The sequence below is a fragment of the Mucilaginibacter sp. P5_A6 genome, assembly GCF_056400585.1.
The window spans coordinates 169,300-182,783 of the sequence record NZ_JBFUKZ010000001.1; the positions used below are offsets into that span (position 1 = coordinate 169,300).

Genomic DNA, 13,484 nt, shown 5'->3' on the forward strand with positions numbered 1-13,484 from the left:
CTGCCTTATAATTTCATCCTTAATGCAACGTTGTATATATTTGCATCAATAATATTGCTGAAAGGCTAATGGCACAAACCCGCACTAATTTTCACTTTGAAGACCTGCTGAACAAGCATCATTTAAAAAAGACCGCTCCCAGGCTCCGGGTGCTGTCCATGATGTCGTCCCGCAATGCGGCCACCTCCCAGCCCGATCTCGAAAGCGTGATTAATGATATCGATAGGGTTACCCTGTACCGTATCCTGAACACATTCGAGGAAAAAGGCATCATCCACAAGGTATTTGACCTGAACGGTACAGCTAACTACGCCCTATGTTCATCCAATTGTGATGAAGCCCACCACCACGATGAGCACCTGCACTTTAACTGTACTCAATGCAAAAATGTGTATTGCCTGGATGATCTGCACCTGCCCGCCATAAAGCTCCCCCCGGGCTTTAAACCGCAGAGTTTTACGTTATCCGCGACGGGCTTATGCCCTAAATGCAGCAAAAAGGCGGTAAAACAATGAAATTGAATAAAAGGTTTCTCGGTGTTATAGCTGCAAATGGTGTACTGCTGTCTTTATTCTTTTGTCTTTGCTCCTTTACCCAGCAGAATGATACCATCCCGGCAGCCTCAACGTTCCGGTTCAAAACTGTAATTATAGATGCCGGGCATGGCGGTAAAGATCCAGGTGCGCGCGGCTCCTATTCTGTCGAAAAAAATGTAACACTGGCCATCGCCAAAAAGCTAAAAATGGCCATAGATACCGGGGTCAAAGGTTTAACTACCATCATGACCCGCACCGATGACACCTTTATCCCGCTCAACCAGCGCTCGAATATAGGCAACCAGGCCCATGGCAATTTGTTTATTTCCATCCATTGTAACTCATCGCCAGAGGGTAATGCCGCTTCGGCTCATAAGCGCAAGGGTGTGCTTATGCTGGTTTATGGTTTTCACAGGCTAAAGGAGCAGGAGGAGGCCGTAAGGGAAAACTCATCTATATTTATCGAAAAAGACTATAAGCAAAACTATGAGAGCTATGATGAAAGCGATCCGTCTAATGCCATCATACTCAATGCCTACATTCAAAAATACCGCAAGCAAAGTATCCTCTTTGGCGACCTGGTGAATGCTGAATTTACCGATACCGATGGCCGTGAAAGTGAGGGTGTAAAGGAGCAGGGCGTATTGGTATTAGCCCACAGCGCCATGCCCGCCGTACTTATCGAAACCGGTTTTATCAACAACCCCGAAGAAGAGGATTACCTCAATTCCCCGGAAGGGCAGGACGAAATTGTAAGATCAATTGTTACCGCTATAAATAATTACCGTAAGGCTATAGGGAGCCTGTAATTTTCAGGGATAATATACTACCATCGCTATAATCAGTTATATTCGGCTTTACAAATCTATACGGATGATAAAGCTGCTTAACCCCTGTAAGTTCCTTTTTAAAACCTTGTTCCTGGTATTCATCATTAGTAGTGCAACAGCACAAATTAAAGAGCAGGGGATAATCCCTCAGTCTTATAAAGTTGAAAAAAGCAGTGCTGTGTTTACCTTTTCGCCTGCAACTAATATCTCTGTTGGTGAGGGTATTAATGCCGATAATCTTGCGTTTTTCAATCAGTATTTCCGGTCGATGGCAGGGTTCAGTTTGCTGATAAAAAACACGGCTTCTATCGCCCTGAAAATAGATTCCTCCAAGGTTACTGAACCAGAAGGGTACCAGCTATCCGTAACTCAAAAGCAGATCAGCATCACAGGCCACGATGAGGCCGGTGTATTTTACGGGCTGCAATCACTTATCCAGTTGCTGAAACCATCTAACGGCAAAATAACCGTACAAGGCTGTGCCATTGAAGATCATCCCCGCTTTGCGTACCGGGGAATGCACCTGGATGTAAGCCGTCATTTTTTCACCGTCGAAACCATCAAAAAATGGATAGACATGCTGGCCTTGTACAAGATCAACACCTTCCACTGGCACCTTACCGATGACCAGGGCTGGCGCATAGAAATAAAGAAATACCCGCTGCTGCAAACAATTTCGGCCTACCGCGATGAAACTATCATCGGCCATAAACGGGATAGTCCGCACCTGTTTGATGGCAGACGTTATGGTGGTTACTATACACAGGACGAAATTAAAGCCGTTGTAAAATACGCCATGGACAGGCATATCAGTATCATCCCCGAAATTGAAATGCCGGGACATGCACTCGCGGCCCTGGCTGCTTATCCGCAGTTAGGTTGTACGGGCGGTCCATACAAAACAGCTACTTACTGGGGCATATTTGACGACGTATACTGCGCGGGTAATGATGAAACTTTTGCCTTTCTGCAAAGCGTGCTGGATGAAGTGCTGCCGCTTTTTCCATCAAAATATATCCATATAGGCGGCGATGAATGCCCTAAAACCAAATGGAAAACCTGCCCCAAATGCCAAAAACGCATTAAGGACGAGCATTTGAAAGATGAACACCAACTGCAAAGCTATTTTATTGGCCGGATGGAAAAATACCTGAACAGTAAAGGCAGGCAGATCATCGGCTGGGACGAAATACTGGAAGGGGGCCTAACCCCAGGCGCAACCGTAATGAGCTGGACAGGCGAGGAGGGGGGCATTGCCGCAGCCAAACAACACCACGATGCCATCATGACGCCGGAGAAATATGTGTACCTCGATTACTACCAGTCATTATATCCCACCGAACCTATTGCAGGTGGGGGTTACACACCACTAAGCAAAGTTTACAACTACGAACCCATAACTAAAGAACTATCCGGTGATGAGGCCAAATACATCAAAGGCGTACAGGCCAATGCCTGGAGCGAGTACATGACCAATCCAGCCCAGGCCGAGCGGCAACTGTTCCCCCGGATACTGGCTTTAGCAGAAGTGGGATGGTCGGCAAAGGAAAATAAGGACTATGCCGGATTTCTGAAACGGTTAAGATCTGAACAACCCCTACTCAAAAAACTCAATGTTAACACTGCCAATACTTTTGATGAGATAACCGACAATGTAACCGAAACAGCAGATCACCAGGTATTGCTGAGCTTAAATACAACATTACCCGGCAGCAAAATATTTTACACCACCGATGGAACTACCCCCGGTTTAAAAAGCAAAAAGTACGATGAGCCTTTTGCCATTATACAATCGGGGACGGTAAAAGCATCTGTATTTAGCAATGGTAAAATAACCGGGCGGATGTATGAAAAATCTTTCCATCTGCATAAAGCCATTGGCAAAACTATAACACTTGCAAATCAGCCACAGGGAGGTTATAACCCGGGTAATACTTTCGGTCTGGTAAATGGTGTATTCGGCAGCAAATTATATAATGATGGGCAATGGTATGGTTTCAGCGGCAATGACCTGGATGCTATAGTCGACCTGGGTTCGGTACAAACAATATCACAATTGGGTATCAATATTTTAAAATATCATTGGCAAAAAATGTGGGAACCAACGCTGCTCACCTTTGAAGTATCCGAAGATGGAAAAACCTACACTGAAGTTTATCGCCAAACTGCGTTTACTGCCAATGGCATCAATGAGGTTAGGGCCAGCATAAAACCATTGCAAGTCCGGTACATCAGGGTAAAGGGCACTAATAAAGGTATAATACCGCCGGGCGAATATATTGCCGGGGCAAAGGCCTGGTTATTGGTTGATGAAATTAGTGTTAGATAGATGTGCAGATATGCAAATTTCAGATGTGCAGATGACTGAGCTGCGAATGTGGAAATATGCAGATTACAGATATGCAGATGATTATAGAAAGGCTTCATTTGCACATATGAAATTTGAAATCTGCACATTTGAATTTACACATCTGTTTTTCATTTGCACATCTGCACATAAATTTTCATATTTTTATAACCAAACACTAATGTGTGCGTTATGTTGAGGTAACAAAGTTTAACTAATTGTTATTTTACCTTATAGCACTGCAATAATAATCAATGAGCAAAGTATTTACAATAACCGAAGGTTTGGAGAATATGGGGGCTTTGCGAACGGGCGGACAAGGCTCAGTTTATAAAGGACGGCGTTATGGCCCCATTATCACAGCGGTAAAGTTATTGCCGACCCCTATTCATACCGAAAGTACCGACGATAAAAATTTCAGAAATTTCCAAAACGAGGTTGAAAAACTAAAAAAGGTAAACGAAGAACCTAACCCTAATGTGGTTAAGATATTAAATTCGGGCATTACCGAGAGTGGTTCGTTTCCTTTTATCGAGATGGAATATATTGATGGTCCCGATCTGGAAGATCTGCTGAAACCACCGCACGAACCTATCTTTACCATTAAGGAGATCATTAAACTCGCCGATCAGCTGGCCAATGCGCTTTCGCATTGCCACAAGGTTTCGGTAAAACATGGCGATATTAAAAGTAATAACGTAAAGTTCAATATTCATACAGGCAATTATGTGCTGCTGGATTTTGGTCTTTCGGCTATGTCTGATGATCAGCGCCGTACCAGTATCCGCCATGCGGGAGCCATAGAGTTTATGGCGCCCGAGCAGAATGAGGGGCTGATGTATTTCCAGACTGATGTGTACAGCTACGGCATCATTCTTTATGAGCTGATAGCCGGGCAGGTACCTTTCCCGTTGCGCGATAATGGCGAAACCGCCCGTAATGCGGTGATGCTGGCACACATGGATAACCAGGTGCCCGATGTAATGGAGCTGCGTAAAAAGAATTTGCCAGCCAGCTGGGCCGATAAGAAAAAGGAACACGAGATGCAAGTGCCTGCATGGCTCCTGCAAATTGTTTCAAAATGTTTGGAGAAAGAGCCCGAGCATCGCTTCCCTAACGGGATGGAACTACAGGAAACCCTGGTACACAGCAGCATTGCCGCGGTAAGCAGCAACCAGGCCGATGATTCATGGAATGCATCGGTATTATTGAAGGAAAACGAACGCCTGCAAGGACTGCTGCTTTATTACCAGGAGGCCGAAAGTGCAAGGGGCGTACATGTTATAAACAATAGTACAGAAACACCTGTTGTTGTTGGCAAGCACGCAGTGCGGATCTCCAAACCGGTATTTATCGGTTTAATTGTATTATTGGTAGTACTTACCGGGTTTTCTTCGGTTATGGCTATTAAACACCGGCGGGGCATTTATAATACTTTTTTTAAATCGACACCACCTCCGCGGGATACGTTAAGCCGTGTTGCTAAACAGGCAAAGATTGACAGCGTAAAGCCGGATAGCAATGAAAATAAGCCGGTCAATAATAATGATGATGCATCGGGTATTCCGCCCGAGGTGGATTCAATTGCTGATTCAATACTCAGGGGAGTGAGGCATAAACCTAAAAGCGATCCGCAATTTTATCGCGATAGCGTAAAGGCAGCCGATACATCAAAATTGAGTTTTTAGTTAATAGATAGTTAATCTCTAAAGATCCTCAGAATGGAATCTAAATCAACATTTTGGCAAAAGATAGGTCTGCAGGACTGGTTTCTACCGAATGGAAAAGCCGCCGCGGTAGCTGCAGTAAATAATAAAACACTTACGCCCGATGATGTTTATATGTACATTATCGAAAAATTCAAAGAATCAATTGGTCAGCTTTCCTTTGCCGATCGCGTGGTGTTTTACCACGAGTATATCATCAGCTTTAATGAAGAGGATTACCAGGATTTTATCAATAACCGCTCGGGGCTTTTTGGTATTATCGTACATGAATCGGTAAAAAAGTTTTATGAGTTATTGCGCGAACACCAGGAAGTTGGTAAAAAGGTAGAGCCATCAAGTTCCAAATGGGTGTTCAGGCTTGTATCACACCCGGATTATGCCAAAGGCGACAAAGGTTTTATAGGCAAATTATTACCGGGCAGTAATAAAAAGGAGGAGAACCTGCGGGTTACTTTTATCCCCCGCCACACAGGCGTTGCACAAACCCTGGATATCAGTAACGACATCCTTAAAGGCTTTACTTATTATAGCGAGGGCTATTACGAGCTACCCTACTCAAACGAGCTGCATTATAATGAAAAGGATGTGGTAAAACCAGGGCAACAGGTTTTGGCCCGGCTGGATACCATTATGCCCGATAAGCAGTTTGTGGGCCGGAAGGTAGAGTTCCTGATGAAGAATGAGGATATTGTAGTATCAGGCAATGAAGAAACCCGTGAAGAAGCGGCCGTGTTCAGGATCCCGAGCGATTGGGTAAATACACCGCACCTGCGTATCCGCATGAATAAGGCCGATGGTAAGCTTTATTTATCCTCTTTTGGCGAGCTTACCATGATTAATGAGCAGGAAGTTACCCGCAGCGATGTAAACTCGCCGCAATGGGTGGAGCTGCCCTTTAATTCAAAAATATTGCTGAATGGTATTATCGGCATCAACATATTTAAACCCGAGGCCTAATGTCACAAATATTATCAATAGGCTTATTGGCAATATGCGTTTTATTATTGCTGGCCCATTTTATCGACATAAAAAAATCCAGTAGAAACCATGACAAATAATTTTTTCGGGATAACAGACACCGGCAGGCAAAGGGATAATAATGAAGACGCCTTTATTGCCCAAAAAACCGATGATGGCAATTTTATCATTGCCTGCGTTATTGATGGTGTGGGTGGTTATGTAGGTGGTGAAGTTGCTGCGGATATGGCACGCGAGTGTATCATCAAAGACCTGTCATACATAGCCGGCGACGTAACCCCTTTGCTGGTGAACACGTTTGTTAATGCTAACCGGCAGATCTATGAAAGGAAATTACAGGATAAACAACTGGCAAACATGGCCTGTGTGCTTACACTTGCTGTTATTGATTTAGAGAACAACCAGTTTTACTATGCCCACGTAGGCGATACGCGTTTGTATTTGCTACGCGATAATTCGCTCATCAAAATATCAAAAGATCATTCTTTTGTAGGCTTCCTGGAAGATTCAGGCAGGTTGAGTGAAGAGGCCGCTATGGATCACCCCAAACGTAACGAGATCAACAAGGCGCTCGGTTTCGACCCGCACATAGTTAAGGATGCTGATTTTGTAGAGACAGGCCATTCGCCGTTTTTACCTGGCGACATGCTGCTGGTTTGCAGTGATGGCCTTACCGATATGGTAGATAAAAGCCTGATAAAAGGTATTTTAACCGGCAGCGGGACCTTAGAAGATAAAGGCGCGAAACTAATTGACGCAGCTAATAGCAAAGGGGGCAAAGATAACGTGACCGTGGTGCTTGCGCATAATGATAAAGCCCCGCGCCAGCAAAACGCTACCCGTCCGGCGGCCGCCACAAGGGTGCCGGAGGAGATCATCGACCCTAAACATGAGCCCAAACTGCCCGACGGACCAACAAAAATACCGGTGAAAAGTAAAAGTAACCGGGGAACGGTAGTGCTGCTTTCTATTCTCTTCCTGGTGTTTTTATGCGGATTTGTATGGCAGTACTGGCTTAACCAGCAACTAAAGCATGATGACGTTAAATCAGCAGTAGCAACTAAAACCCTAAAGCCGAAAAGTGCGGGAGAGATAAAACTACAAGACACCCTCAATAAATTAAAAGGCAATACGCTTATACTCTCGGATGCCGACTTTAAGGAACCTATTATTTTGAGCGATTCCATTTACATTACAAAGGATAGTTTGTACATAAAAGCAAAAGGTAAAATTGTATTTAAAAAGGATTCTGCCTACAACGGCCCCGGGATAGTACTATCGCCCAAAAGCAAATATGTGGTGTTGGACAGTGTAGCTTTTGAAGGCTTCCGGGTGGCGGTTGCAACGCACAACGACGCACTGGTGTTAAAATATGTGCAGTTTAACAACTGTGTATTGCCTGTACAAACATCCTATATTTTCCCCGATAAAAAATACATTTCGGGCAGGTTGTTTGGTGGTATGTTCAAGATAGATTCATTACCCAAAGCCATCAAAAAATAATGGATAAGGGTACACCTAATGCTCCGGGCAGGAGAATGGAACGGCTGTTTTTATTGCTCACCGGTATTGTGCTGGCTGTGTTATTTGGCAAGCTTTATACCGTTTTGCAGCAAAAGTTTGTTGATGTAGATAAACGGCTTCTTGATGGTACTATAGTAAACCTTAATGCGCCAAATCCTGCCAAAAACGTAGCCGCGTTATTAAAAAAAGGCTACTATTTTGATGATCCCAGGGATGTTGATTACATCGAATCAATTATTGCGGGTAAAGCAAATGCAGCCGTGGCTTTTGACAATGCCGGTGAGCTCAACAAACGCAGGTATTATGTTAATGCCGATGACGCCATTGCGCGGGGCGGCGAGTTGTTCAGACAAAGGGTTATGGATTCGCGTGAGTTGCTGGGCTACACCGGTGATGATTCTATAAGGTTTTCGCAGGAAAAAAATCATCCACCGGAAATATCTGCACAAACCGACCTGGGGCTTGGTGAATATAGCATCAGGGGGGCTATCAAACATAAAGATCAGCCTGTTGCGGGCGTTTTGGTTAGGCTGAATATGGTATTGCCTAAAGACAGTATTTACTCCGACGAGGAAACCGCCGCTAAAAATACAACAACCGAAAACTCTCCAGCTGTCAAAAAAATTTATGTTTTAAATGCCGATAAAAAGCGACAGCTGCAATCACTAACTGCTTTTGCCCGTACCGATGCCAATGGCAAATATGAATTTAAAAACCTGCCTACAGACAAAGCCTTTGAGCTATTGCCCCTGCAACCAGGTTTTGAGTTTGGCCGCTCACAAGGGGTTGTAGAGCTGGATGGTGATAAAACTATCAACTTTTTCCAATCGGCGCATAGTATAAAACTGCTTTCGACCCGTGATTTTAATATCCTGAAAAAGGAGGGGGCATTCATTGTTCGTACAATTGACGATTTTAATAGCTGGTACTGGATAATAGCAGCCAGCTTTTTTGGCGGGTTCATCCTGATCCATATTCTCCTCAGTTACCGTTATCCGCAGGCCGATCAATTGATTTTGCCATTGGTAATGATGCTCACCGGCATCTCGTTCCTTACATTATTGAGTTTACAGGACCCATTAAGGGATAGGTTTTTAGCCAAAGACACCCTTATGTATTTAGGTATGGGCGTTGGTGCCGTTTGCCTTATGCTGTTCATCAACCTGCGACGGTTTACTGCAGACTCGGCGTTGTATAGGTTGTTGATATTTAAAAAGGCGCGCAGTGCTGCTAATGGCTGGCCATGGGCTATTGTGGCTATGGGCATTTTGTTCAGCACCATTTTATTTGGCACGGGTCCGGAAGGCAGCGGGGTAAAGGTTAACCTTTTGGGATTTCAGCCCAGCGAGATAGTCAAATATTTGATCGTTATTTTCCTTGCGGGATTTTTCGCTGCTAATGAGAAATTCATCAGTCAGTACGCCAGTTGGGGTAAGCGCTGGTCGTTTTTTTCATTTGCTTTAATAGCTACCGTTATAACTCTGCTGCTGTTTTTGGTATTGGGCGATTTGGGCCCGGCAATGGTTATCTGCTTCACGTTTATTATCCTGTTTTCTTTCTCCCGCGGCGATTTTTTGTCGATGGCTGGTTTTGTGATTTTATTTGTGTTAATCACCTGGTTTTTTGACAATGTTTGGCTAAGTACGGGCGTCACTTTTGGGATACTGGGTTTGATTGGATTTTTAAAGCCAAGGTTCCTGAGCGAATCGGCTATTATGGCGCTTATTGTGGTTAGCGCGTTTTTAACTATCGATAAAATTCCGGGGTTGGATAAGATCATTCCGGGCCCGGTTGAGCGCCTGGTGGAACGCAAAGCCATTTGGCAAGACCCCTGGAACAATGAAGTGTATGGTGGGGACCAGGTTGCCAACGGTCTTTGGGCCATGGCTGGCGGCGGCTTAACCGGCGAGGGCGTAGGCCAGGGCTTTGCCAAAACCATACCCGAAGCGCATACTGATATGATATTGCCTTCTATAGGCGAAGAGTTTGGCTGGGCAGGGATGGCAGCTGTGTTTATATTGTTTTTACTGTACCTGCACCGATCTATTATCATTGGACGGCAAACGGGTACGCCGTTACTGTTTTACCTTAGTGCAGGCATTGGTGTATGTACCTTTGTGCAGTTTTTGCTGATAGCAGGCGGATCTATCGGTGCATTGCCATTATCGGGGGTATCCCTGCCTTTTGAAAGTTATGGTGGTTCATCATTGGTAATTAATTTATTGGCCACCGGTTTTTTACTGTCGGTATCAATGGTAAAAGGTACGCAGGTGCAAATGAGCTTTATCACCAAACAACAGGATAAAAACCTGGTGCCTGCATTGGCAGCTGCATTGGCCGGGGTGGTTTTGTTAACAGTAAACGTTTCCCGCTATAGTGCCGACAATAAAAAATGGGTGGTTAAACCAGCTTTGGTTGCTGATAAAAGCGGATTGAGGATGTTTAGCTATAACCCGCGTATTGCCATCCTGATGAACAAGCTGCAGGCTGGTTCATTGTTGGATAGAAATGGTTTGATACTGGCTACCAGTAAGCCAGAGTTGATTTCAAAACAAAGGATGAAATTAGCGTCATCGGGTATAAAGGATTATAACCTCGATTCGGCTGTACATAAGCGGCTGGAAAGGTTTTATCCTTTCGAAGAACAAATGTTTTTTTGGACGGGCGATGCAAACACCGGTGTATTTAACGGCAGCACCAACGGCTATTTTGCCGAATATGAACATGCCGCCGAACTACGTGGTTTTAAGATGCCCATTACCAGTTATAATGTAAAGGCATCCCGTTTTCAGGAAGACAGGTTTTTACCACGAGGCGTAAAGGAAATGACGGTAGCTAAAAAAGATTATAGCGCATTGGCGCCTTTGCTGCTGACTGATATTAACGGACCCGAAGTAGCTGCGTTCAAGAACCGGAACCGTGATGTGAAACTAACCATGGATGCCGATCTGCAGACCAGCATCCAGAAATCTATAGCTACAGATACTTCCTTATATGATAATCGCGTATCTGTTGTAGTAATGGAAGCCAATACCGGCGATGTGCTGGTATCTGCGCAATATCCTTTACCTCCTGTGCACAATTGGGATCAGCTGACCATGTCGCAAGCCGATCAGAACAAGTTAGCCAACTGGATGACCACTACCGACCTGGGTTTTACCTACGCCTCACAACCGGGCTCAACAGCCAAGGTATTGACCGCTATGTCGGCCTTTAACAAATTGGGGATGGATGCTGCTAAAGTTACCTATCATGTGAGTATGGGGGAACGCATCCGAACAAAAGGCATTGAGCCGGATGAAACCGGGACGATCACAATGGAACGGGCCATAGCAAAATCAAACAACGTATATTTTATTAAGCTGGCCAATCAACAACACCTGGAAGAGTATATGGTTAACCTTTATATGAAGACAGGGATGTTTTTGCACGGGGTAGGCGGCTATTATTACAATAAGCCTGCAGACAATGATGCCCAGGAAGAAAAATGGCGTAACCTATGGCGCAAAACGGAATTTAATACCCGGCCGCGCTATGACCCTAACAATATTCATAAAACCAGGGCTAAAGGTATCTCGGGCATGGCATGGGGGCAGGGTGAGCTGATTGCTACCCCGGCATCTGTTGCCAGGCTGGTATCGGGTGTGGCTAATAATGGCGTACTATTGGCTAACCGCTTTGTACTCAATATTGGCAAAACAAAAACACCAGTAAAAGATGGTATCAAATTAACTGACAAGCCGGAGTATGCGGGTTTGCTAAGGCAATATATGATAACCCAAAGTGCGCCTAAAGTACCTATATTAGGCATAGCAGTGGCCGGCAAAAGCGGTACGCCCGAGCGCATAGTAAAAAACAAAAGTGTGAATGATGGCTGGTATGTTTTTTTTGCACCTGAGGCAAACGGAAAAGGTAATATGGTTGTTTGTATCCGTGTAGAATCAACTAAAGGATCATCAGACGCGGTTCATTTGGCAGGTAAGCATGTAATCCCATTCCTGCTAAAGAAAGGTTATATGAAAAGTATAGCTCCGGTAGAGATAGAAGCACCAGAAGAAGCGAACCAATAAAAATATGGAACATGGCATTTAATTTTTTTAGTAAAAACGGGGGCGAAAAGCGCCCAATGGATGTAAAAAGCCTGCGCGATGCGTTATTACGTTTTATAAAAGAAGCCTTGCAAAAGGTAGAAGGTGGCGAGGGAAGGCATATTAAAGAGCTGTTGCTATATGTTACGCCAATTGCAGAAGAAAAACACTTGTATGAGGGTGCGGTTTACGTGCACGAAAAAGAAGTTTTTCGTAACGAGATCCAAAGAATAGCCGATGATTATGCTATTGAGTTGCCTGACGACTGGACGATAGAGGTGATCTTTACTGATGTATTACCCGCAGAAGCTTCCAAGGTTCCGGAGCTCGATGCAGCTTTCCTGATGCATACCCGCAGGCAAGTTGCGCACAACGCTTCATCGGCAGTAGCCTATATCCGGATATTGAGTGGTGAGGCTGAGCAGGAGGAGTATGTAGTTAAGGCAACAGATGGCAAGATCAATATTGGCCGGGATAAAAAAGCGGTGACAGATAATGGATCATACCGACTGAATAAGATTGTGTTTCCGGCCGTAAGTAATGATGAAAGTAATAAGTTCATCAGCCGTCAGCATGCCCATATTGAGTGGAACAAGGATACGGAGTGCTTTATGATCTTTGCTGATGAAGGAGGTGTACCTCCGCGTAATAAAACCAAGATTAATATTGCAGCGGATGATAAATTGATCAAGCTAAACTCAACCCAAATAGGCCACCCCATGAGCGAGGGCGACCAGGTGATTTTGGGCGAATCGGCAGTGTTTTTATTTAGTATTAAAGCCGAAGGATAATCAGGATTAGTTACCAATCATATGCTTAGAAAAATCCTGTTATTAATAATTGCGATAGCCACAAGTACGCTGGCTCATGCGCAAACTGCCGATGAGGTTTACAACACCTACATTGATTTTAACGAAGCCCGGATGAATGCAGATGCAGCCAGATCAATGACCCTTGCCGAGAAGATACTACCCGATACAGCTAAATTAACTCAAAAAGTACGCATCAGTTTTTATAACTCCCTGGCAAAATTATATGAGGATGATGATCAAAGTATAAAGGCCATTAAGTACTATAAATTGGTTATTGTCTTCCAGCCGGATTATTATGTAGCACACAGGGCTTTAGGTTACCTGTATATAAAAGACATCTCCGGCAAGCAAACCGTTGTTGATGCAATCTACATAACCAAAGCAAAAGCTGCATTGCCCCATCTCGAAAAAGCCCAGGCCTGCGAACCGGACGATAATACGCTGGTAATTATCAAGGTACTTTACAGGAATTTAAAAGATGACAAGGCACTTAATATGCTGCCTGCACGCCTGGAAACGCTCAGGAAAAATTGTATCGATCTGCTAAGTGATCAGTAAACTCCGGATGTGCAGATATGCAGATTTCAGATGTGCAAATGATGATTTCTAAAAATGACTACGAGACTAATCTGCACATCTGAA

At 44.4% G+C, this 13,484-nt stretch carries 9 protein-coding genes; all 9 read left to right on the forward strand.

Annotated features, from left to right (window positions below; translation table 11 throughout):
• Positions 1–68: 68 nt before the first annotated feature.
• The 9 genes from AC1DO4_RS00760 to AC1DO4_RS00800 all read left to right on the forward strand — a co-directional run bounded on the left by AC1DO4_RS00760 (position 69) and on the right by AC1DO4_RS00800 (position 13,400).
• Entirely contained in the window at positions 69–515 is a 447-nt protein-coding gene (locus AC1DO4_RS00760; RefSeq protein ID WP_477402791.1) for a Fur family transcriptional regulator, read from the forward strand.
• Complete coding sequence (locus AC1DO4_RS00765; protein WP_477412027.1) at positions 512–1,345, forward strand: N-acetylmuramoyl-L-alanine amidase family protein; 834 nt, start codon at positions 512–514, stop codon at positions 1,343–1,345. Before AC1DO4_RS00760 ends, AC1DO4_RS00765 begins: the two co-directional genes overlap by 4 nt.
• A gap of 64 nt (positions 1,346–1,409) precedes the next feature.
• Positions 1,410–3,695: a glycoside hydrolase family 20 protein gene (locus AC1DO4_RS00770; RefSeq protein ID WP_477412029.1), complete on the forward strand. Its 2,286-nt coding sequence runs from the start codon at positions 1,410–1,412 to the stop codon at positions 3,693–3,695.
• Between the two features lie 272 nt (positions 3,696–3,967).
• The gene (locus tag AC1DO4_RS00775) at positions 3,968–5,401 is read left to right on the forward strand and encodes a serine/threonine protein kinase (RefSeq protein WP_477412031.1); all 1,434 of its coding nucleotides are present in this window, start codon (positions 3,968–3,970) and stop codon (positions 5,399–5,401) included.
• A gap of 33 nt (positions 5,402–5,434) precedes the next feature.
• Entirely contained in the window at positions 5,435–6,397 is a 963-nt protein-coding gene (locus tag AC1DO4_RS00780) for a hypothetical protein (protein ID WP_477412033.1), read from the forward strand.
• Positions 6,398–6,487: 90 nt separating this feature from the next.
• The gene (locus tag AC1DO4_RS00785; RefSeq protein WP_477412035.1) at positions 6,488–7,921 is read left to right on the forward strand and encodes a PP2C family protein-serine/threonine phosphatase; all 1,434 of its coding nucleotides are present in this window, start codon (positions 6,488–6,490) and stop codon (positions 7,919–7,921) included.
• The gene (locus AC1DO4_RS00790; RefSeq protein WP_477412037.1) at positions 7,921–12,012 is read left to right on the forward strand and encodes an FtsW/RodA/SpoVE family cell cycle protein; all 4,092 of its coding nucleotides are present in this window, start codon (positions 7,921–7,923) and stop codon (positions 12,010–12,012) included. Before AC1DO4_RS00785 ends, AC1DO4_RS00790 begins: the two co-directional genes overlap by 1 nt.
• Positions 12,013–12,023: 11 nt before the next feature.
• Complete coding sequence (locus AC1DO4_RS00795; protein WP_477412039.1) at positions 12,024–12,821, forward strand: FHA domain-containing protein; 798 nt, start codon at positions 12,024–12,026, stop codon at positions 12,819–12,821.
• Positions 12,822–12,842: 21 nt separating this feature from the next.
• Entirely contained in the window at positions 12,843–13,400 is a 558-nt protein-coding gene (locus AC1DO4_RS00800; protein ID WP_477412041.1) for a hypothetical protein, read from the forward strand.
• Positions 13,401–13,484 lie beyond the last annotated feature (84 nt).

Bases quoted from the DNA above. Each gene is read 5' to 3' on its own strand.
- AC1DO4_RS00760 (WP_477402791.1), top strand. From the start codon at position 69: ATGGCACAAACCCGCACTAATTTTCACTTTGAAGACCTGCTGAACAAG.
- AC1DO4_RS00765 (WP_477412027.1), top strand. From the start codon at position 512: ATGAAATTGAATAAAAGGTTTCTCGGTGTTATAGCTGCAAATGGTGTA.
- AC1DO4_RS00770 (WP_477412029.1), top strand. From the start codon at position 1,410: ATGATAAAGCTGCTTAACCCCTGTAAGTTCCTTTTTAAAACCTTGTTC.
- AC1DO4_RS00775 (WP_477412031.1), top strand. From the start codon at position 3,968: ATGAGCAAAGTATTTACAATAACCGAAGGTTTGGAGAATATGGGGGCT.
- AC1DO4_RS00780 (WP_477412033.1), top strand. From the start codon at position 5,435: ATGGAATCTAAATCAACATTTTGGCAAAAGATAGGTCTGCAGGACTGG.
- AC1DO4_RS00785 (WP_477412035.1), top strand. From the start codon at position 6,488: ATGACAAATAATTTTTTCGGGATAACAGACACCGGCAGGCAAAGGGAT.
- AC1DO4_RS00790 (WP_477412037.1), top strand. From the start codon at position 7,921: ATGGATAAGGGTACACCTAATGCTCCGGGCAGGAGAATGGAACGGCTG.
- AC1DO4_RS00795 (WP_477412039.1), top strand. From the start codon at position 12,024: ATGGCATTTAATTTTTTTAGTAAAAACGGGGGCGAAAAGCGCCCAATG.
- AC1DO4_RS00800 (WP_477412041.1), top strand. From the start codon at position 12,843: ATGCTTAGAAAAATCCTGTTATTAATAATTGCGATAGCCACAAGTACG.